This is a genomic window from Pseudomonas mediterranea CFBP 5447 (assembly GCF_000774145.1).
In the GTDB taxonomy this organism is placed as follows: domain Bacteria; phylum Pseudomonadota; class Gammaproteobacteria; order Pseudomonadales; family Pseudomonadaceae; genus Aquipseudomonas; species Aquipseudomonas mediterranea.
The window spans coordinates 15,118-34,173 of sequence record NZ_KN322986.1 but is presented as its reverse complement, the minus strand read 5'-3'; the positions used below and the strand labels follow the sequence as shown (position 1 = coordinate 34,173).

Genomic DNA, 19,056 nt, shown 5'->3' with positions numbered 1-19,056 from the left:
TCGATGGTCTGAAAAAGATGCTGGATAATAAAGCATGACCCGCTTGACGGCTAGGGCCGTCGGAGACCCTTGCAATGCCCGACCAAGATGTACGCTTGCAACACCTGAAAGTTTGGCTCGATGAGCAACTACCGATCCTTTTTGCCGCTCAAGGCTGGGGTGTCGTACCCCCGGCCACATTGACCGCGGCCAGCAGCGACGCGAGTTTCCGGCGGTATTTCCGCTGGGAAGGCGAGGGGCGCAACCTGATCGTGATGGATGCGCCACCGCCCCAGGAAAACTGCAAACCCTTCGTGGACATCGCATTTTTGCTGGCGAAATCCGGAATTAATGTGCCAAAAATTTATGCGGAAGATCTCGAACGCGGCTTTCTTTTGCTCAATGACCTGGGCAACCAGACCTATCTGGACGTGATCGACGAGGAAAATGCCGACGATTTATTCCGTGACGCCTTGCAGGCGCTGCTGGCTTTCCAGCAGTTGCCGATGGTCGCGCCGTTGCCCAGCTATGACGTTGCCTTGCTGCGCCGGGAGCTGGAACTGTTCCCCGAGTGGTACGTCAAGCGCGAACTGGGCATCGAGTTCGATTCGACACAGCAACAACTTTGGCAAGAGGCCAGTGACCTGTTGATCGACAGCGCCCTGGCCCAGCCCAAAGTGCTGGTGCATCGCGACTACATGCCACGCAACCTGATGCTCAGCGAACCGAACCCGGGCGTACTGGATTTCCAGGACGCGGTCTACGGCCCGGTGACCTACGACGTGACCTGCCTGTTCAAGGACGCCTTCCTCAGTTGGCCCGAGGCGCGTGTGCGTGGCTGGCTGGAGGATTACTGGCGGCAGGCCGGCGCGCTCGGCATCCCGGTCCAGCCGGATATCGAAGATTTCCTGCGGGCCAGCGACCTGATGGGCGTCCAGCGCCACCTCAAGGTCATCGGGATCTTCGCGCGCATCTGCCACCGCGATGGCAAGCCGCGTTACCTGGGCGATGTGCCGCGCTTCTTTGCCTATATAGAAGCTGTCCTCGCTCGTCGTCCTGAACTGGCGCAACTTCAGGCATTGTTGTCCAGCCTGCCTCGCCCGGCCGGAGCGACGGCATGAAGGCGATGATCCTGGCGGCAGGCAAGGGCGAGCGCATGCGTCCCTTGACCCTGACCACCCCGAAGCCGTTGATCCGCGTCGGCGGCATCCCATTGATCGAATACCATCTGCGGGCGCTGGTCACGGCCGGCTTCAGCGATATCGTGATCAATCACGCCTGGCTCGGTCAGCAGATCGAGGATCACCTGGGAGATGGTTCGAGATTTGGCGTGCGGATTCGTTATTCGCCCGAAGGCGAGCCGCTGGAAACCGGCGGCGGGATTTTCCGGGCCCTGCCGCTGCTGGGCGATGATGCCTTCGTGGTAGTCAACGGCGATATCTGGACCGACTACGATTTCAGTGGCTTGCGCGGGCCGCTTGAAGGGCTGGCGCACCTGGTGTTGGTGGATAATCCCGACCATCACCCGGGCGGTGATTTCATCCTGGCCGACGGAAAGGTTCACGAAGGAGAGCCGGCTGCCGACAAACTGACCTATAGCGGCATTGCCGTCCTGCACCCAAGGTTGTTCGAGGGGTGTTCGGATGGCGCGTTCAAGCTCGCACCGCTGCTGCGTCGAGCCATGGCAGAGGGGCAGGTCAGTGGCGAGCGCCTGAAGGGGCATTGGGTCGATGTGGGGACCCATGAACGTTTGATGCAGGTCGAAACCTTGATAGAAGCGAGCCGTTGATATGTGGTGGCCAGGGACTCTGATCGGAGCCGGAGCGGGCTTTGCCATAGCCAGCATTCCGGGGGCCATGCTTGGCGCGTTGTTGGGCCAGGCGCTGGACCGGCGCCTGAACTTGCAGGGCTGGGCACAGATACGTGAGCGCCTGGGCGGTCGTCCGGCGTTGCGCAACGACGAACTGCTGTTTGTCTTGTTGGGGCGGCTGGCAAAAATCGATGGTCGGGTGGTCGACGGTCACATTCAACAAGCCCGCCAGGAAATGCGTGCACTGGACCTGAGTGAGCCGGCACAACGCCGGGCCATAGCGGCATTCAACCGAGGCAAGTCCGGAAACGACCGCGTGCGCGGTTATCTGCGTCGTCTTGCCACTCAACCCCATGCCGCCGAGGGTGTATTGCGGGCCTGTTGGCGGATGGTCTGGGCTGACGGCCGTGCCGGCGCCAGCGAGCGCGAGTTGCTCATCCAGTGGGGTAAATGGCTGGGCTGGACACCCCAGCAGGTCCAGGCGCTGGCGATTGATTACGAACCACAGAAGCCGTCGCTGCCCAACAGCGGCGTGACCTATCAGGAAGCGTTGCGCTTGCTGGGGGTTTCAGCCACCACTGAGCCTTCGCAGATCAAGCGGGCCTATCGTCGACTGCTCAGCCGTCACCATCCAGACAAAATTGCCGGCAGTGGCGCAACGCCTTTGCAGGTGCGCGAGGCCACCGACAAGACCCGGGAATTGCACAACGCTTATCGGTTGATTCGGGAGCGGCGGGATTTTCGCTAGTTTCCTTGAGTAGTCAGTGGTCTTGGGCGGCCTCGCCGCCCAAGAGGGTCCGCAACCGGTGCCTGGCGAAAGACACGGCGCAGGCGTCACTCACCGGGATTCTGCGGGTTCAACCACCCTCGGACTCGCCGGAACAACTGCTCCTGCTGCGCCGCCGCGTTGGGCAAGGCCTTGAGAGAAACCTGGCTGAAGTTCGAACCCTTCAAGCGTTTGCTCGCCTGCAAGCGTTCCAGCGCTGCGTTGCGATCCAGTGTCCTATCCATGTAGAAGACATCGGCGGTTGCCAGCTTCAAGGTTGGCGTCAGTTCGGCCAGACCTGGTTTGGCGGTGACCGGGGTCTGCGCGGCAACCATCACGAAGCGTTCGATCTGCGCCGGCTGTTTTTCGCTGAGATAACGCGCCGCCCAGTAGGCGCCAGTGCCGTGGCCCAGCAGCACAATGCGGCGCGAGCTCTGCTGCTCGGCGTAGGCGAGGGCTGCATCGATGCGAGCGAAAATACGTTCGGCGTCGGCCTTGGCGTGCTCTTCATCGGCTTCGGCAACGACCGGGTCGACGGCGTCGGCTTCACCGCCCGCCACTTGTTCGATCGGCGGCGCAGTGGTGGCGTCCGGGGCCGCGGCAGCCGTGTCGGCCGGTTTGGTTTCCGGCGGGGGTTCCACGACGCGCGGTGCGATGACATCGCTTTGCGGGTCCGGCAGCGTGATACTCAGGGTATTCCATTCGACATCGGGCAATTTTTTACGCAACGGTCCGATGACTTGAGGCCAGTCAGCAGTTTCACCGGCACCCGGGATTATGATGACCGCGCCCTTGGGATCGCTGGTGTTGGCCGGTTTCCAGAGGGCCAGGAAGGTGTCGCTGCCGGTCTGGAGCTGTTGTTGTTCCTGGGACGGGACTTTTCGCTCCAGCGCGGCCGCTTCTTCCTGGCTACGCTCGAGCAAGGGTTGGCGCTCGAGCGGTTTTGTCTCGGCAGGTTGATCCGTCACGGCGGGCGCCGGTTCGTCAGCCTGTACAGAAAACGCACTCGGCAGGATCAGCGACAGGCACAATGCTGGCAATGCCAGGCGGTGGACAAAGGGCATCGGATATTCCAGGGCCAGAAGTATTTCCGGCAGCCTAATGGGTTGGTCAGTATTTGTCAGTGCGTGAGACTTCAATGATGCGTTTTTGCTGCCTGTGGGTTATCGGCTGTTTATGGCTTCCCTTGATGACGTGGGCTGCGCCCGCGCCTTCTGCCCATGGCGTGCAATGGAGTGCCGGACAACGCCAGTGGTTGGCACAACATCCTCAGTTGCGGGTTGGCCTGGTCCTGCAGGCGCCGTATGCGCAATATGATCGACGCTTGCAGCGCCTGTCCGGCACCAACGTCGAGTTGATGCAGTGGTTGGGCAAGGTATTGAATGTCGAGCTGACCTGGCGCAATTTCCAGGATCTGGCGCAACTGGAGGCCGCGCTGCGCGATGGTGAAGTGGATATCGCCCCGGGCCTGACCCAGACGCCGGGTGGGCTCAGGCTCTGGCTGTTCTCCGATCCGTACATGCGCGTGCCGCAGTTGATTGTCGGTGAGCAGAAGGGCGCCGAGGGTGTGGAACTGGAAAAGCTCGATGCCCAGGTCCGGGTCGCGGTACGCATGCCCAGCGCCACGGCGGATTACCTGCACAGCACCTATCCGACGTTGAATCTGCAGGGTGTGCCGATGGAGCGCGAGGCCCTGCAGCTGCTGCTCAGCCAGCAGGCTCGCTACGCGGTGGTCGACGAGGCGCAGTTGGGCCGGCTCATGATCGAGCCGGAGTTCGCCGAGCTGGTGGTGGTCGGCGACATCGGCCTGCCGCAACTGCTGCGGGTCGCTACGCGTCGGGACTGGCCGGAGCTGGCCGAAATAGTCGACAAGGGGCTGCAGGCGATCCCCGCCAAGGAGCTGGAGCAACTGCACAGTCGCTGGCTCAAACCCAAGTATCCGCGCCTGACCGAGACCCCGGGGTTCTGGCAGAACCTGACGTTGTTGATGCTGGCCCTGCTCTTGAGCTGTGTCGCCATCGTATTCTGGCAGCGTCGTCAGCAACGTGGGTTGGAGCGACGCCTGCGCTCCGCGCGCGAAGATATCGCCCAGCGTGCCGCCAGCGAGGAAGCGCTTCGGCTCACCCAGTTTTCCATCGATCAAAGCACGGTCGGCATTCTCTGGGTCAACTGGGACAGCCATGTGCGCTACGCCAACCGCGCCGCCGAAACCATGCTGGGCTATGAACCCGGTGCGATCATCGAGCGCCCCTTGATCGACTTCGAGCCGGGCCTGCACATGGATCGCTGGTTGAACCTGTGGAAGCGCGCCCGGGCCAGCGAGGACGGACCACAGAGCTTCGAGACCGAGTGCGTGCGGGCTGATGGCAGCATTCTGCCGGCCGATGTTTCCCTGAGCTTCCTGCGTTTCCGTGATGCCGAGTACCTGGTGGTCTACCTCAACGACGTGACCGAGCGCCGTCGTGCGCTGGCGGCGTTGCGCGAAAGCGAAGCGCGCCTGCAAGGCATCGCTGCCAACGTGCCGGGCCTGGTCTTCCGCCTGGAGCGGGCACCGGTGACCGGTCAGATCGATTTTGCCTACATCAGCGAAGGCAGCGAGAGCCTGGTGGGTTATTCCCCCGCGACCCTGGCTCGCAGCGACACCGGCTTGCGCAGCCTGGTGCATCCGGAGGACAAGGCCGATTATCACCGCACCCAGGACCAAGCGCTGGACAGCGACAGTGACTGGTCGTGGCAGGGGCGCATCCTGACCCGCGAAGGCCGGGAGCGCTGGGCTGAGATCAAGGCGATCACCCGTCGTCTCGAGGATGGCGCCTACGTCTGGGACGGTATTGTCTGGGACATCACCGAAAGCAAGCGTATCGAGCTGGAGCTGGCCAGCTCCCGGGAACAATTGCGCGAATTGTCGGCGCACCTGGAAAGTGTGCGGGAAGAGGAAAAGGCCCGTATCGCCCGGGAAGTCCACGACGAACTGGGTCAGATGTTGACGGTGCTGAAGCTGGAAACGTCCATGTGCGAATTGGCCTATGCGCAACTGGACCCCGGCTTGCAGGAACGACTCAACAGCATGAAGCGCCTGATCGCCCAATTGTTCCAACTGGTACGAGATGTGGCGACGGCGTTGCGGCCGCCGATCCTCGATGCCGGTATCGCCTCGGCCATCGAATGGCAGGCCCGACGCTTCGAGGCGCGTACGCAGATCCCATGCCTGGTGCAGGTGCCTGAGAATCTGCCAGCGCTGAGCGATGCCAAGGCGATCGGCCTGTTCCGTATTCTCCAGGAAGCGCTGACCAACGTGATGCGCCACGCCCAGGCGCACACCGTGGAACTGACGCTGGTTCGCGAAGGCGATGAATTGTGTCTGATCGTGAGTGATGACGGTGTAGGATTTATTGCCGATACAAGTCGGCCGACATCCTTCGGGCTGGTGGGGATGCGCGAGCGAGTGCTGATCATGGGCGGGCGGTTGTCCCTGGAGAGTGAGCCGGGGGAGGGGACTACCTTGGCGGTGCGGGTGCCTCTGGCGGAGGCCTGAGTAGACGCTTTCGCGAGCCGGCTCGCTTCCACAGGGTTATGGATTTGCGTCAATCACTGTGGGAGCGAGCCTGCTCGCGATTGGATTCTGAATCTGGAGAAGAACGTGATCCGTGTACTGGTAGCCGAAGACCACACCATCGTCCGTGAAGGCATCAAGCAATTGATCGGCCTGGCAAAGGATCTGGTGGTGGCGGGAGAGGCGAGCAACGGCGAGCAGTTGCTCGAGACCCTGCGGCATGTGCCCTGCGAAGTGGTGCTGCTGGACATATCCATGCCGGGCGTCAATGGCCTGGAGGCGATCCCGCGGATCCGTGCGCTGAACAATCCGCCGGCGATCCTGGTGTTGTCGATGCACGACGAGGCGCAGATGGCGGCCCGGGCGTTGAAGGTCGGCGCGGCTGGCTACGCGACCAAGGACAGCGACCCGGCATTGCTGCTCATGGCGATTCGCAAGGTCGCGGCGGGCGGGCGTTACATCGACCCGGACCTGGCCGATCGCATGGTGTTCGAAGTCGGCCTGACCGACACTCGCCCGTTGCATTCGCTGCTGTCCGAGCGCGAGTTCTCGGTCTTCGAGCGCCTTGCCCAAGGCGCCAACGTCAACGACATCGCCCAGCAACTGGCCTTGAGCAGTAAAACCATCAGTACCCACAAGGCGCGGTTGATGCAGAAGCTCAACATCACTTCCCTGGCGGAACTGGTGAAGTACGCGATGGAGCACAAGTTGCTCTAGGCTCGCTCCCACAGGGGGAACACGCTGGTCATGTCCATTTGCGACATGCCTCAGCACCCGCAATTTCAGCGTTTAACCCCAAATCCCCCAGCGCTTTTATCCAATCCCGCCGCCCTTGTAGGGCAATCCCTACCCCGACTCTTCCATCCGGCTGAGGCGATTCTCTCCTGCGCCCCGATTTGCGCGGGCACGAGGCTCCACTAGGCTTGATTCACAAGTAGTCATCAATACAAAAGGTGCGGGTATGAGCCAGGTTGATTCAAGCGCGGGGGCCAGCGATGTGCTGGTCAGCTTTCGTGGTGTGCAAAAGAGCTACGATGGCGAGAACCTGATCGTCAAGGACCTCAACCTGGACATTCGCAAAGGCGAATTCCTGACCTTGCTCGGGCCGTCCGGTTCCGGCAAGACCACCAGCCTGATGATGCTCGCGGGTTTTGAAACCCCGACCGCCGGTGAGATCCAGTTGGCCGGCCGTGCCATCAACCATGTGCCGCCCCACAAGCGCGACATCGGCATGGTGTTCCAGAACTATGCCCTGTTCCCCCACATGACCGTCGCCGAGAACCTGGCGTTCCCATTGACCGTGCGTGGCCTGAACAAGAGCGATGTCAGCGACCGTGTCAAACGGGTACTGAGCATGGTCCAGCTGGACACCTTCGCCCAGCGTTATCCGGCGCAATTGTCCGGCGGCCAGCAACAACGTGTGGCCCTGGCGCGGGCGCTGGTATTCGAGCCACAACTGGTGCTCATGGATGAACCCCTCGGCGCGCTGGACAAGCAACTGCGTGAACACATGCAGATGGAAATCAAACACCTGCACCAGCGTCTTGGCGTGACCGTGGTCTATGTGACCCACGACCAGGGCGAAGCCTTGACCATGTCCGACCGCGTGGCGGTGTTCCACCAGGGCGAGATCCAGCAGATCGCCCCGCCGCGCACGCTCTACGAAGAACCCAAAAACACTTTCGTCGCCAACTTCATTGGCGAAAACAACCGCCTCAGCGGTCGCCTGCACAGTCAGACCGGCGATCGCTGCCTGGTGGAGCTGGGCCGTGGCGAGAAGGTCGAGGCACTGGCGGTAAACGTCGGCAAGCCCGGCGAGCCGGTGACCCTGTCGATCCGTCCGGAGCGGGTGAGCCTCAACGGCGCAAGCGAACAATGTGTCAACCGCTTCTCAGGGAGGGTGGCGGAATTCATCTATCTGGGCGACCACGTCCGGGTTCGCCTGGAAGTCTGCGGCAAGAACGACTTCTTCGTGAAACAACCGATTGCCGAGCTCGACCCCGAGCTCGCCGTCGGCGACGTGGTTCCGCTTGGCTGGCAGGTTGAGCACGTGCGTGCGCTCGACCCACTTCTAGAGGCGAATTGATCGCCCCCCTGCTGTAATCAACACACCAACCCTGCACGTGGAGAGAACAATAAATGTTGAGATCCCTGAAGTTCACCGCCCTGACCCTGGGCATGATGGGTGCGGCAAGCGCGATGGCGGCGGGCCCGGACCTGACCGTGGTGTCTTTTGGCGGGGCGAACAAGGCGGCTCAGGTCAAAGCCTTTTACGCACCGTGGGAAGCGGCCGGCAACGGCAAGATCGTGGCTGGCGAGTACAACGGCGAAATGGCCAAGGTCAAGGCCATGGTCGACACCAAGAGCGTCTCGTGGGATCTGGTTGAAGTCGAATCCCCTGAGTTGTCCCGTGGCTGTGACGAAGACATGTTCGAACAGCTCGACCCGGCGCTGTTCGGCAAGACCGAGGACTACGTCAAGGGCGCCATCCAGCCTTGCGGTGTAGGTTTCTTCGTGTGGTCGACCGTCCTGGCCTACAACGCCGACAAACTGAAAACCGCGCCCACCAGCTGGGCGGATTTCTGGGACACCAAGCAGTTCCCGGGTAAACGCGGCCTGCGCAAGGGCGCCAAATACACCCTGGAATTCGCTCTGATGGCCGACGGTGTCGCGCCAAAAGACGTCTACAAGGTGTTGGCCGGCAAGGATGGTCAGGACCGCGCGTTCAAGAAACTCGACGAACTCAAGCCGAACATCCAGTGGTGGGAAGCCGGCGCACAGCCGCCGCAGTACCTGGCGTCTGGTGACGTGGTCATGAGCTCGGCCTACAACGGCCGGATCGCCGCCGTACAGAAAGAAAGCAACCTGAAAGTGGTGTGGAACGGCGGCATCTACGACTTCGACGCCTGGGCCATCCCGCGTGGCCTGGACAAGACCCGCGCTGAAGCGGCGAAGAAATTCATCGCCTACTCGGTGGCACCACAGCAGCAGAAGACCTACTCGGAAAACATCGCCTACGGCCCGGCCAACACCCAGGCAGTACCGTTGCTGTCCAAGGATGTCTTGAAAGACATGCCGACCACCCCGGAAAACATCGCCAACCAGGTGCAGATCGATGTCAGCTTCTGGGCTGACAACGGTGAGCAACTGGAGCAGCGCTTCAACTCCTGGGCTGCGAAGTAACCCTCTGAAGGCTGGATGAGGTCCTTGTGGGAGCGAGCCTGCTCGCGATAGCGGTCTGTCAGACACAGCAATATTGAATGTGCCGCAGTCATCGCGAGCGGGCTCGCTCCCGCAGGAAATCAGTCTCGACAGGTTGGGTGTTTCAAAAGAACAGGGGCGGTAAGCCGCCCCTGTAACGATAAAAAAAGATTTGCGGAGTTCGCCATGGCCATCGCCGTTCCACTGAACGCGGGCACCAGCCCCACCTTGAAGCAGCGGCTCAAGCGCGCCGAGCGGGTCAACCGCTGGAAGGCCCAGGCCTTGATCGCGCCGCTGGTGTTGTTTCTGTTGCTGGTGTTCCTGGTGCCGATCGTGGCGCTGCTGTTCAAAAGCGTCAGCAACCCGGAAGTGGTCGGCACCATGCCGCGCACCGTGGCTGCGATCGCCGCTTGGGATGGGCGCGGATTACCGGGGGAACCGGTGTACAAGGCCGCCAGTGAAGACCTGGCCGAAGCGCGCAAGAATCAGACCCTGGGCGACTTGTCCAAGCGCCTGAACATGGAATCGGCCGGCTATCGCAGCCTGCTGACCAAGACCGCTCGCGCGCTGCCGTTTGCCAGCGAGCCGGCTTCTTATAAAGAAGCACTGGAAGGCCTCGATGAGCGCTGGGGCGATCCTGCGTATTGGCAGGTCATCCGCCGTAATACCAGCAACGTCACCCCCTATTACCTGCTGGCGTCCGTCGATCATCGCATCGACGACCTCGGCGAACTGGCTCCGGCCACGCCTGACCAGGCGATCTACCTCGACATCTTCGCCCGCACGTTCTGGATGGGCCTGATCATCACCGCGATCTGCCTGGTACTGGCTTACCCACTGGCCTACCTGTTGGCGAACCTGCCGTCGCGCCAGAGCAACCTGCTGATGATCCTGGTGCTGCTGCCGTTCTGGACTTCGATCCTGGTGCGGGTGGCGGCGTGGATCGTACTGCTGCAGTCCGGTGGCCTGATCAACAGTGCCCTGCTGGCCATGGGCGTCATCGACAAGCCCCTGGAGTTGGTGTTCAACCGTACCGGCGTCTACATCTCGATGGTCCACATCCTGCTGCCGTTCATGATCCTGCCGATCTACAGCGTGATGAAGGGCATCTCGCCCACCTACATGCGGGCGGCGATTTCCCTGGGCTGTCATCCATTTGCCAGTTTCTGGCGGGTGTACTTCCCGCAGACCTATGCCGGTGTCGGCGCCGGTTGCCTGTTGGTGTTCATCCTCGCCATCGGCTACTACATCACCCCGGCATTGCTGGGCAGCCCGAACGACCAGATGGTCAGCTACTTCGTCGCGTTCTACACCAACACCAGCATCAACTGGGGCATGGCCACGGCGCTCGGCGGGCTGCTGTTGCTGGCGACCATCGTGCTTTATCTGATTTACAGCTGGCTGGTGGGCGCCAGTCGCCTGCGCCTGAGCTAAGGGGAGATCGAAATGCTGAGTCCTTACATGTCTCCCGTCGAACGGGTATGGTTCTACTGCTTGCGCACGCTCTGCGGATTGATCCTGTTGTTCCTGATCCTTCCGGTGCTGGTGATCGTCCCGCTGTCGTTCAACTCCGGCAGCTTCCTGGTGTATCCGCTGCAAGGCTTTTCGCTGCACTGGTACCAGGACTTCTTCGCCTCGGCGGAGTGGATGCGGGCACTGAAGAACAGCGTCATCGTGGCCCCGGCCGCCACGTTGCTGGCGATGGTCTTCGGTACGCTGGCGGCCATCGGCCTGACCCGTGGCAATTTCCCGGGCAAGGCGCTGGTCATGGCCCTGGTGATTTCACCCATGGTGGTCCCGGTGGTGATCATCGGCGTGGCCAGCTACCTGTTCTTCGCACCGCTGGGCATGGGCAACAGTTTCATCTCGCTGATCGTGGTCCACGCGGTGCTGGGTGTACCGTTCGTCATCATCACCGTCTCGGCGACCTTGCAGGGGTTCAACCATAACCTGGTGCGTGCGGCGGCCAGTCTTGGGGCTTCGCCATTGACGACGTTTCGTCGGGTGACCCTGCCGTTGATCGCCCCGGGGGTGATCTCCGGGGCGCTGTTCGCCTTCGCGACTTCGTTCGATGAAGTAGTGGTGACCCTGTTCCTCGCCGGCCCCGAGCAAGCCACCCTGCCACGGCAGATGTTCAGTGGCATCCGCGAAAACCTCAGTCCTACCATCGCGGCGGCGGCGACACTGTTGATCGCCTTCTCGGTGATCCTGCTGCTGACCCTGGAGTGGTTGCGTGGACGTAGCGAGAAGCTGCGTACCACCCAAGCCTGAGTACTCTGTGGGAGCGAGCCTGCTCGCGATAGCGGACTGACATTCAGCCTCTATGTTGAATGCTCCACCGCTATCGCGAGCAGGCTCGCTCCCACAAGGACTTGCGGCGTATTCACGATCCGCAATACCGAGCTATCCTTGTGCCAGCCCATACTCGAACAAGAGGCCGCGCACATGAGTCTTTCCTCATTCAAGATCGCCCACAAACTGATCACCGGTGCCGCTGCCATCGAGCAACTGGCGGCCGAGCTGACACGGCTGGATGTGGATAATCCGCTGATCGTCACCGATGCCGCGCTGGTCAAGTCCGGCACCGTGGAACTGGCCCTGCAACACCTGGGCGGGCGCGACTACGAGATTTTCGACCGGGTCATGCCGGACCCGGAAATCGCCATCGTCGAAGACTGCATGCAGGCCTACCGCGACGGTGGTCATGACGGCCTGATCGGCCTCGGCGGTGGCAGCGCCATCGACATCGCCAAGTGCGTGGGCGTCTACGCCGGCTATCATGGCGAGCTGCAGGACATGTTCGGTGTCGACCAGGTTCCCCGCAAGGGCCCGCCGATGATTGCCATCCCCACCACGGCCGGGACCGGCTCGGAGGTCACCAACGTGGCGATCCTGTCCGACAAGGCTGCGCAGCTGAAAAAGGGCATCGTCAGCGATTATCTGTTGCCGGACGTGGCGCTGGTCAGTCCGCAGATGACCTTGACCTGTCCCCCCGGCGTGACCGCCGCCAGTGGTGTCGATGCCCTGGCTCATGCCGTCGAGTCCTACCTGTCGCTCAATGCGTCGCCGATCACCGATGCCCTGGCCATCGGTGCGATCAAGCTGATCAGCCGCGCATTGCCCAAGGCCTTTGCCAACCCGGCTCACCTGCAGGCCCGCGAGGATATGGCCACCGCCAGCCTGATGGCCGGCATGGCGTTCGGCAATGCCGGGGTCGGGGCGGTGCATGCATTGGCTTATCCGCTGGGTGGGCGCTTCCACGTGTCCCATGGCGTTGCCAACGCCATGCTGCTGCCCTATGTCATGCAGTGGAACAAGATGGCTTGCGTGGAGCGCATGCGGGACATTGCCGAAGCGATGGGCGTCAAGACCGGCCATCTGAGTGATCTTGAAGCCGCCGACGAAGCGGTGGAGGCCATGGCCGCGTTGTGTCGCGCCGTAGAGATCCCCAAGGGCTTGAGCGGCCTGGGTGTCACCGAGGGCGTGATCCCGTCCATGGCCGTGGAGGCGGCGGGAATCGAGCGGTTGATGCGTAACAATCCACGCAAGTTGAGCGTCGCTGATATCGAGAAGATCTACCGCGCAGCGTATTGATCGTCGGCCACGGTGGGCGCGCCAAATCTTGAGGTATACAATGCGCGCCATCGCGTTTTCGCTCAAAACAGGTGCGTCATGCAGCCCTTCGCCATTGCTCCGTCGATCCTCTCCGCCGACTTCGCCCGCCTGGGCGAAGAAGTGGACAACGTCCTGGCCGCCGGCGCCGATATCGTGCACTTCGATGTCATGGACAACCACTACGTACCCAACCTGACCATCGGCCCGATGGTCTGTGCGGCACTGCGCAAGTACGGCATCACCGCGCCGATCGATGCGCACCTGATGGTCAGCCCGGTGGACCGTATCGTCGGCGACTTCATCGAAGCCGGTGCCACCTACATCACCTTCCACCCCGAAGCCACGCTGCACGTCGATCGCTCCCTGCAGTTGATCCGTGAAGGCGGCTGCAAGGCTGGCCTGGTATTCAACCCGGCGACACCGCTGGACGTCCTTAAGTACGTGATGGACAAGGTCGACATGATCCTGCTGATGAGCGTCAACCCCGGTTTCGGCGGCCAGAAGTTCATCCCGGCGACCCTCGACAAGCTGCGCGAAGCCCGTGCGCTGATCGACGCGTCGGGGCGTGACATCCGCCTGGAAATCGACGGTGGCGTCAACGTGGGCAACATCCGCGAGATCGCCGCGGCCGGCGCCGACACCTTTGTGGCTGGCTCGGCGATCTTCAACGCGCCGGACTACAAGGAAGTCATCGAAAAAATGCGCGCCGAACTGGCCCTGGCCCGTCCATGAGCGGTTTCGAGCAGCTGTTCCCCGGCTGCCTGCCGCGTCTGGTGATGTTCGACCTCGATGGCACACTGGTCGATTCGGTCCCGGACCTCGCGGCAGCGGTGGACGATATGCTGCTCAAGCTCGGACGCCCGCCCGCCGGCCTCGAGGCGGTGCGCCACTGGGTCGGCAACGGTGCGCCCATGCTGGTGCGCCGGGCCCTGGCCAATCATATCGATGCCCAAGGGGTCGATGATGCCGAGGCCGAGCGAGCGTTGGAGTTGTTCAACGAAGCCTATGAGGGCAATCACCCGCTGACCGTGGTCTACCCCGGTGTGCGCTCGACCCTCAAGTGGCTGCACAAGCAAGGCGTGGAGATGGCGTTGATCACCAACAAGCCGGAACGCTTTGTCGCGCCGTTGCTGGACCAGATGAAAATCGGCCGTTACTTCCGCTGGATCATCGGCGGCGATACCTTGCCGCAGAAGAAGCCCGACCCGGCGGCGCTGTTCTTCGTCATGAAAATGGCCAACATCCCGGCCTCCCAATCGTTATTTGTCGGCGACTCGCGCAGCGATGTGCTGGCGGCGAAAGCGGCGGGGGTCAAGTGCGTGGCGCTGAGTTATGGCTACAACCACGGCCGGCCGATCGCAGAAGAGTTTCCCTCGCTGGTGATCGACGACCTGCGCCTGTTAATTCCCGGTTGCCTGGACCCGGCCGCTGAGATAACGTTGCCCGACGCTGTTCAATCCTCTTCTGGAAACGCCATCGTGGTGGTCACTCGCAAACTCTGGATGAAAGTCATGAAGGCCCTGGCCCGCTGGCGTTGGCGCGCCTGACTTGATCCTGGCCGGTTATCCGGCGCGTTTGCATACCTGACTGTCAGCTCCTCTTGCCACGAGGCACCCTCATGATCCGCGAAGAATTCCTGCGCCTGGCCGCGGCCGGCTACAACCGTATCCCGCTCGCCTGTGAAACCCTGGCCGACTTCGACACCCCGCTGTCGATCTACCTCAAGCTGGCCGACCGGCCCAACTCCTACCTGCTCGAGTCGGTGCAGGGCGGCGAGAAATGGGGCCGATATTCCATCATCGGCCTGCCGTGCCGCACGGTGCTGCGGGTCCATGACCATCGCATCAGCGTGACCCACGACGGCGTCGAGATCGAAAGCCACGAAGTCGAAGACCCGCTGGCCTTCGTCGAAACCTTCAAGGCCCGCTATAACGTGCCGACCATCCCCGGCCTGCCGCGTTTCAACGGTGGCCTGGTGGGGTATTTCGGCTACGACTGCGTGCGCTATGTGGAAAAACGCCTGGGCACCTGCCCGAACCCGGATCCGCTGGGCGTGCCGGACATCCTGCTGATGGTTTCCGATGCGGTGGTGGTTTTCGACAACCTCGCCGGCAAGATGCATGCAATTGTCCTGGCGGATCCTTCCCAGGAAGATGCCTACGAGCAAGGTCAGAAAAGCCTGCAGGCGCTGTTGGAAAAACTTCGCCAGCCGATCACCCCACGTCCGGGGTTGGATTTCAGCAAGCAGGCGGCTGTCGACCCGGTGTTCCGTTCCAGCTTTACCCAGGCCGATTACGAAAGGGCCGTCGATACCATCAAGGAGTACATCCTGGCGGGCGACTGCATGCAGGTGGTGCCGTCGCAACGGATGTCCATCGACTTCAAGGCCGCACCTATCGATTTGTACCGCGCGCTGCGCTGCTTCAACCCGACGCCTTACATGTACTTCTTCAATTTTGGCGATTTCCACGTCGTGGGCAGTTCGCCGGAAGTGCTGGTGCGGGTCGAGGACAACCTGATCACTGTGCGACCGATTGCCGGTACTCGCCCTCGTGGCGCTACGGAAGAGGCGGATCGGGCGCTGGAAGATGACCTGTTGTCGGATGCCAAGGAAATCGCCGAGCACCTGATGCTGATCGACCTGGGCCGCAACGATACCGGGCGGGTTTCGGAAGTCGGCTCGGTGAAACTCACCGAGAAGATGGTCATCGAGCGCTATTCCAACGTGATGCACATCGTGTCGAACGTCACCGGTCAGTTGAAGGCCGGGCTGACGGCCATGGACGCCTTGCGGGCGATCCTGCCGGCGGGAACCTTGTCCGGCGCGCCGAAAATCCGCGCGATGGAAATCATCGATGAACTGGAACCGGTCAAGCGTGGTGTATACGGTGGTGCCGTGGGTTACTTCGCCTGGAACGGCAACATGGATACCGCCATTGCCATCCGCACCGCGGTGATCAAGAACGGCGAACTGCATGTGCAGGCCGGTGGCGGCATTGTTGCCGATTCGGTACCGGTGCTGGAATGGGAAGAAACCCTGAACAAGCGCCGGGCGATGTTCCGGGCCGTGGCACTGGCCGAGCAGACTTCGAGCGACTGAGTTCACCTGCATCTGTGAGCCACAACCACTGTGGGAGCGAGCCTGCTCGCGATTGACGGCGGCACTTTCAAGAACAATGTATTTGATGTGTCGCTATCGCGAGCAGGCTCGCTCCCACCGGGGACTTCCGATCAGAAATCCAGGCTGACCCCGACATTCACCCCTTGCTGGGTGAAATCATCATCCTTGCGCAATGTATAACCGCCCCGCAGCGCCAGGTCGTTGGTCAACTTGTGGCTGACCCCCAGGCTCAGGCGATTCAGGTGGCTCTGTGGCGTATAGCCTTCAAGCGTGAAGTCGTTGGCCGGCAGGCTGTTGAGGGCCATGTTCACTTTCTGCGTGTCATCTTCATACTCACGTTCGTGGGCATATTCGCCAAACACCTGGGTCTGGCGGGTCAAGTTGTATTTGCCCTGCAAGCCAATGCCCAGGCGTTTCGAGTCGCGGGTCTGATCATCGAACGTCAGGGCTGTGGAGCGATTGCTCTTCTCGGAATAACCGTCGACTTCCACTTTCGCATAATCGGCGCTGATGAACGGTGACAGGTGCCATTCGCTGCCGGGCTGGGCAATGTCATAGCCCAGGCGACTGCTGAACGCCCAGAGATGACCGTCGGTATCGCCTTTTTCCTGTGCCTCGCTGACGCCCAGGTCGAATTTGCGTTCCAGGTTGTCGTAGTCGAGCTTGCCACCGGTCAGCGCTGCGTCAGCCCACCAGCGATTCTGCTGGAACTGGGCGAACGCGGTCGCCAGGTAGCTGTTTAGCCTGTAGTCCGAATCGTTATGGCCTGCTTCCATGTCCTGGCGATAGAAGCCAGCGGCCACCCCCATGCGCCAGGCTTCGTTGAGACGATAGCTGCCTCCGACATTCAAGCTTTGACCATTGCCATCGGCGCTGGCACCGTTGTTCTGGCTGTCCAGGTCCAGATGCTGGCCGCCAGCCGCGACGATCGCACGCCACTGGCCGACCGCCTGCCAGCTGTCCCAGTCCGATTGCCATTGGTTGCGTAGCTCATCCTGGTGGGCGCGGAGCGTCGAATGGGCCATTTCGGGCAGCAACGTCAGCTCCCACGGCGCTGAGAGGAGAGAGTAGGCATAGTCGGCGATCAGCTTCTGCCCGGCTTCGGTAGGGTGGACCGAATCGTTGTAGACCAGTTTGCTCGGGTCAGGTGTGGCGCTGTGGATGCCATAAGTCGAGTTTTCCGTGCAGCCATTACCGCTGAAGCAGGTAGCGACGAGGTTCGTACCGCTGGCAAAGCCGAATCGTGCTGGGTCGGCGAAGCTTTCCTGCAACAACAGTGGAACGTTCAGTGGGATGACTTCGGCATCGATACCTTGCAGTCGGGTAATCAACTGCTGGTTGAACTGGTTGCTGAGCTGCGAGACGGCATTCTGCAGGGGCGTGCCATTCAAAGCTGGCGTCAGGCCCAGGTCGGGCAGCAGCCAGACCATCAGGTATCGGGCGCCCGCAGTTTGCAGAGTCTGGACACTGTCGGCCAGGCGGTTCGCGGCATCCTGCGCCTGCAGCGGGGTCAATACCAGGCCCTGGAGAAAGTCGTTGCCGCCACCGGAAATGTAATACAGCGCATTCGGATCGGCGCGCAGCCCGTTGGCCAGGTAACCGGCACGGCTGCGTTCGCCGGTATTGGAAACGGTGGTGATCGAGTCGAGAATCTGGTCGGTGCGATAGCCGCCCACGGCCCAGTTATTGCCATCCGCCAGGCCCGCGCTGGCACGGGCTGCCGAGGTGGAGGCGGCGGTCTCGTCGGCGGAGTAGCCCAACCGCCCGCCGAGCAGTTGGGTGGCGTTGGCGGAATAGACCTCGCCGCTGCCATCCAGGTAGACCGGGCCGGTGCGGTTGGTAAAGCGTCGAGTCGCCCCGGGTGGGCCGTCGGGGTCGGTGAGCTGGCCGGCGTCATTGAGACTGTCGCCGAAGACGATGAAGCTGGAGTAGGGGGCTGCGCTTGCGTGGACGCTGGCCATCGCCAGCAGGCAAGCGGTGACAGGTATGAGCAACGTGTGTCTGATCATGGGCAAAGTCCGTTTTGTCTTGTCGTTGTTGGAATAACGACAGCGCCAGACTGTTTGCGTTCGGCCATCCATCCGGAACGTTGCGATTGTTTGCAGGCCCGTCGGGTCGCTCATATTGCGCGCTCCGCCCAGCTAAGCTACTGTGCCGGAACGTATGAACGAGACTTCCCCCGTGTCGATTGTCAGCAAACTTCTGGATCAACTGATCAAGGCTCACGCCCGTTGGCGTTGGCGCGCCTGACCGTTCTCTGCCGGCCTTGCCGGACCTGTACCGATTTGCCTTCTTTACCCGCTTGAAAGCCGTTTCGCTGGCGCACGATTTGCCCGGCCAAGCGCAGCACCGTGCGGGTTCTCTTCGAAGGCTGTATTTAAAGTCAGTGAATTCAATAGGTTGCTCACACCATGTTGCTGATGATCGATAATTACGACTCCTTTACCTACAACGTTGTGCAATACCTCGGCGAGCTGGGCTCGGAAGTGAAGGTGGTGCGTAACGACGAATTGACCATTGCCGAAATCGAAGCCCTCAAGCCTGAACGGATCGTGGTTTCGCCGGGCCCGTGTACACCGACCGAAGCGGGCGTCTCCATCGAAGCCATCAAGTATTTCGCCGGCAAACTGCCCATCCTCGGCGTCTGCCTGGGCCATCAATCGATCGGCCAGGCCTTCGGGGGCGATGTGGTGCGGGCCCGTCAGGTCATGCACGGCAAGACCAGTCCGGTATTCCATGAAGACAAGGGCGTGTTCGAAGGCCTGAACCGTCCCCTCACCGTCACCCGCTATCACTCCCTGATCGTCAAACGCGAAACCCTGCCTGATTGCCTGGAGCTGACCGCCTGGACGCAACTGGAAGACGGTTCGGTGGACGAAATCATGGGGTTGCGCCACAAGACGTTGAACATCGAGGGTGTGCAGTTCCACCCCGAGTCCATTCTTACCGAACAGGGCCACGAGCTGTTCGCCAACTTCCTCAAACAAACCGGCGGCACGCGCTAAGGACTT

16 protein-coding genes are annotated in these 19,056 nt (G+C 61.7%); 14 read left to right on the top strand and 2 right to left on the bottom strand.

What is annotated here, in order from left to right; genetic code table 11:
- The first annotated feature begins 74 nt into the window (after positions 1-74).
- The 3 genes from N005_RS17040 to N005_RS17030 are packed head-to-tail and all read left to right on the top strand — an operon-like array spanning position 75 to position 2,537.
- Positions 75-1,100 (top strand): aminoglycoside phosphotransferase family protein, encoded by a 1,026-nt coding sequence (locus N005_RS17040; protein WP_047702284.1) that lies wholly within the window; start codon positions 75-77, stop codon positions 1,098-1,100.
- Positions 1,097-1,768, top strand: coding sequence for an N-acetylmuramate alpha-1-phosphate uridylyltransferase MurU (murU, locus tag N005_RS17035; RefSeq protein WP_047702283.1), 672 nt, complete (start codon positions 1,097-1,099; stop codon positions 1,766-1,768). The genes N005_RS17040 and murU overlap by 4 nt, the downstream gene beginning before the upstream one ends.
- 1 nt (position 1,769) lies before the next feature.
- Positions 1,770-2,537: a TerB family tellurite resistance protein gene (locus tag N005_RS17030; RefSeq protein ID WP_047702282.1), complete on the top strand. Its 768-nt coding sequence runs from the start codon at positions 1,770-1,772 to the stop codon at positions 2,535-2,537.
- Positions 2,538-2,623: 86 nt separating this feature from the next.
- Here N005_RS17030 and N005_RS17025 read toward each other — a convergent pair whose 3' ends face one another.
- Positions 2,624-3,619: an alpha/beta hydrolase family protein gene (locus N005_RS17025; protein WP_047702281.1), complete on the bottom strand. Its 996-nt coding sequence runs from the start codon at positions 3,617-3,619 to the stop codon at positions 2,624-2,626.
- Between the two features lie 74 nt (positions 3,620-3,693).
- On the opposite strand from N005_RS17025, the gene N005_RS17020 reads away from it, so the two are divergent.
- The 10 genes from N005_RS17020 (at position 3,694) to trpE (ending at position 16,024) form a co-directional block, all read left to right on the top strand.
- Positions 3,694-6,090, top strand: a complete 2,397-nt coding sequence (locus tag N005_RS17020; RefSeq protein WP_047702280.1) for a PAS domain-containing sensor histidine kinase — start codon at positions 3,694-3,696, stop codon at positions 6,088-6,090.
- 105 nt (positions 6,091-6,195) lie between these two features.
- Positions 6,196-6,825, top strand: a complete 630-nt coding sequence (locus N005_RS17015) for a response regulator (RefSeq protein ID WP_047702279.1) — start codon at positions 6,196-6,198, stop codon at positions 6,823-6,825.
- A 244-nt stretch (positions 6,826-7,069) separates the two neighbouring features.
- Positions 7,070-8,194, top strand: coding sequence for an ABC transporter ATP-binding protein (locus tag N005_RS17010; protein ID WP_047702278.1), 1,125 nt, complete (start codon positions 7,070-7,072; stop codon positions 8,192-8,194).
- Positions 8,195-8,247: 53 nt separating this feature from the next.
- On the top strand, positions 8,248-9,291 hold the full coding sequence (locus tag N005_RS17005; RefSeq protein WP_047702277.1) for an ABC transporter substrate-binding protein: 1,044 nt from the start codon (positions 8,248-8,250) through the stop codon (positions 9,289-9,291).
- 204 nt (positions 9,292-9,495) lie between these two features.
- Positions 9,496-10,743 carry an ABC transporter permease gene (locus N005_RS17000; RefSeq protein ID WP_047702276.1) on the top strand — a complete coding sequence of 416 codons (1,248 nt, stop codon included), beginning with the start codon at positions 9,496-9,498 and terminating at the stop codon, positions 10,741-10,743.
- Positions 10,744-10,755: 12 nt separating this feature from the next.
- Positions 10,756-11,580, top strand: a complete 825-nt coding sequence (locus N005_RS16995) for an ABC transporter permease (RefSeq protein ID WP_047702275.1) — start codon at positions 10,756-10,758, stop codon at positions 11,578-11,580.
- 174 nt (positions 11,581-11,754) lie between these two features.
- Entirely contained in the window at positions 11,755-12,903 is a 1,149-nt protein-coding gene (locus N005_RS16990; protein ID WP_047702274.1) for an iron-containing alcohol dehydrogenase, read from the top strand.
- Positions 12,904-12,981: 78 nt separating this feature from the next.
- The gene (rpe, locus tag N005_RS16985; RefSeq protein WP_047702273.1) at positions 12,982-13,656 is read left to right on the top strand and encodes a ribulose-phosphate 3-epimerase; all 675 of its coding nucleotides are present in this window, start codon (positions 12,982-12,984) and stop codon (positions 13,654-13,656) included.
- Positions 13,653-14,471 (top strand): phosphoglycolate phosphatase, encoded by an 819-nt coding sequence (locus N005_RS16980; RefSeq protein WP_041023608.1) that lies wholly within the window; start codon positions 13,653-13,655, stop codon positions 14,469-14,471. The genes rpe and N005_RS16980 overlap by 4 nt, the downstream gene beginning before the upstream one ends.
- A gap of 71 nt (positions 14,472-14,542) precedes the next feature.
- The gene (gene trpE, locus N005_RS16975; protein ID WP_047702272.1) at positions 14,543-16,024 is read left to right on the top strand and encodes an anthranilate synthase component I; all 1,482 of its coding nucleotides are present in this window, start codon (positions 14,543-14,545) and stop codon (positions 16,022-16,024) included.
- 131 nt (positions 16,025-16,155) lie between these two features.
- Here trpE and estP read toward each other — a convergent pair whose 3' ends face one another.
- Positions 16,156-18,054, bottom strand: a complete 1,899-nt coding sequence (gene estP / locus N005_RS16970; RefSeq protein ID WP_047702271.1) for an esterase EstP — start codon at positions 18,052-18,054, stop codon at positions 16,156-16,158.
- A gap of 402 nt (positions 18,055-18,456) precedes the next feature.
- On the opposite strand from estP, the gene N005_RS16965 reads away from it, so the two are divergent.
- Complete coding sequence (locus N005_RS16965; RefSeq protein ID WP_019693903.1) at positions 18,457-19,050, top strand: aminodeoxychorismate/anthranilate synthase component II; 594 nt, start codon at positions 18,457-18,459, stop codon at positions 19,048-19,050.
- Positions 19,051-19,056 lie beyond the last annotated feature (6 nt).

Coding starts and splice junctions, on each gene's coding strand:
- N005_RS17010 (WP_047702278.1), top strand. CDS start 7,070: ATGAGCCAGGTTGATTCAAGCGCGGGGGCCAGCGATGTGCTGGTCAGC.
- trpE (WP_047702272.1), top strand. CDS start 14,543: ATGATCCGCGAAGAATTCCTGCGCCTGGCCGCGGCCGGCTACAACCGT.
- N005_RS17040 (WP_047702284.1), top strand. CDS start 75: ATGCCCGACCAAGATGTACGCTTGCAACACCTGAAAGTTTGGCTCGAT.
- N005_RS16990 (WP_047702274.1), top strand. CDS start 11,755: ATGAGTCTTTCCTCATTCAAGATCGCCCACAAACTGATCACCGGTGCC.
- estP (WP_047702271.1), bottom strand. CDS start 18,054: ATGATCAGACACACGTTGCTCATACCTGTCACCGCTTGCCTGCTGGCG.
- murU (WP_047702283.1), top strand. CDS start 1,097: ATGAAGGCGATGATCCTGGCGGCAGGCAAGGGCGAGCGCATGCGTCCC.
- rpe (WP_047702273.1), top strand. CDS start 12,982: ATGCAGCCCTTCGCCATTGCTCCGTCGATCCTCTCCGCCGACTTCGCC.
- N005_RS16995 (WP_047702275.1), top strand. CDS start 10,756: ATGCTGAGTCCTTACATGTCTCCCGTCGAACGGGTATGGTTCTACTGC.
- N005_RS17000 (WP_047702276.1), top strand. CDS start 9,496: ATGGCCATCGCCGTTCCACTGAACGCGGGCACCAGCCCCACCTTGAAG.
- N005_RS16965 (WP_019693903.1), top strand. CDS start 18,457: ATGTTGCTGATGATCGATAATTACGACTCCTTTACCTACAACGTTGTG.
- N005_RS17020 (WP_047702280.1), top strand. CDS start 3,694: ATGATGCGTTTTTGCTGCCTGTGGGTTATCGGCTGTTTATGGCTTCCC.
- N005_RS16980 (WP_041023608.1), top strand. CDS start 13,653: ATGAGCGGTTTCGAGCAGCTGTTCCCCGGCTGCCTGCCGCGTCTGGTG.
- N005_RS17030 (WP_047702282.1), top strand. CDS start 1,770: ATGTGGTGGCCAGGGACTCTGATCGGAGCCGGAGCGGGCTTTGCCATA.
- N005_RS17025 (WP_047702281.1), bottom strand. CDS start 3,619: ATGCCCTTTGTCCACCGCCTGGCATTGCCAGCATTGTGCCTGTCGCTG.
- N005_RS17005 (WP_047702277.1), top strand. CDS start 8,248: ATGTTGAGATCCCTGAAGTTCACCGCCCTGACCCTGGGCATGATGGGT.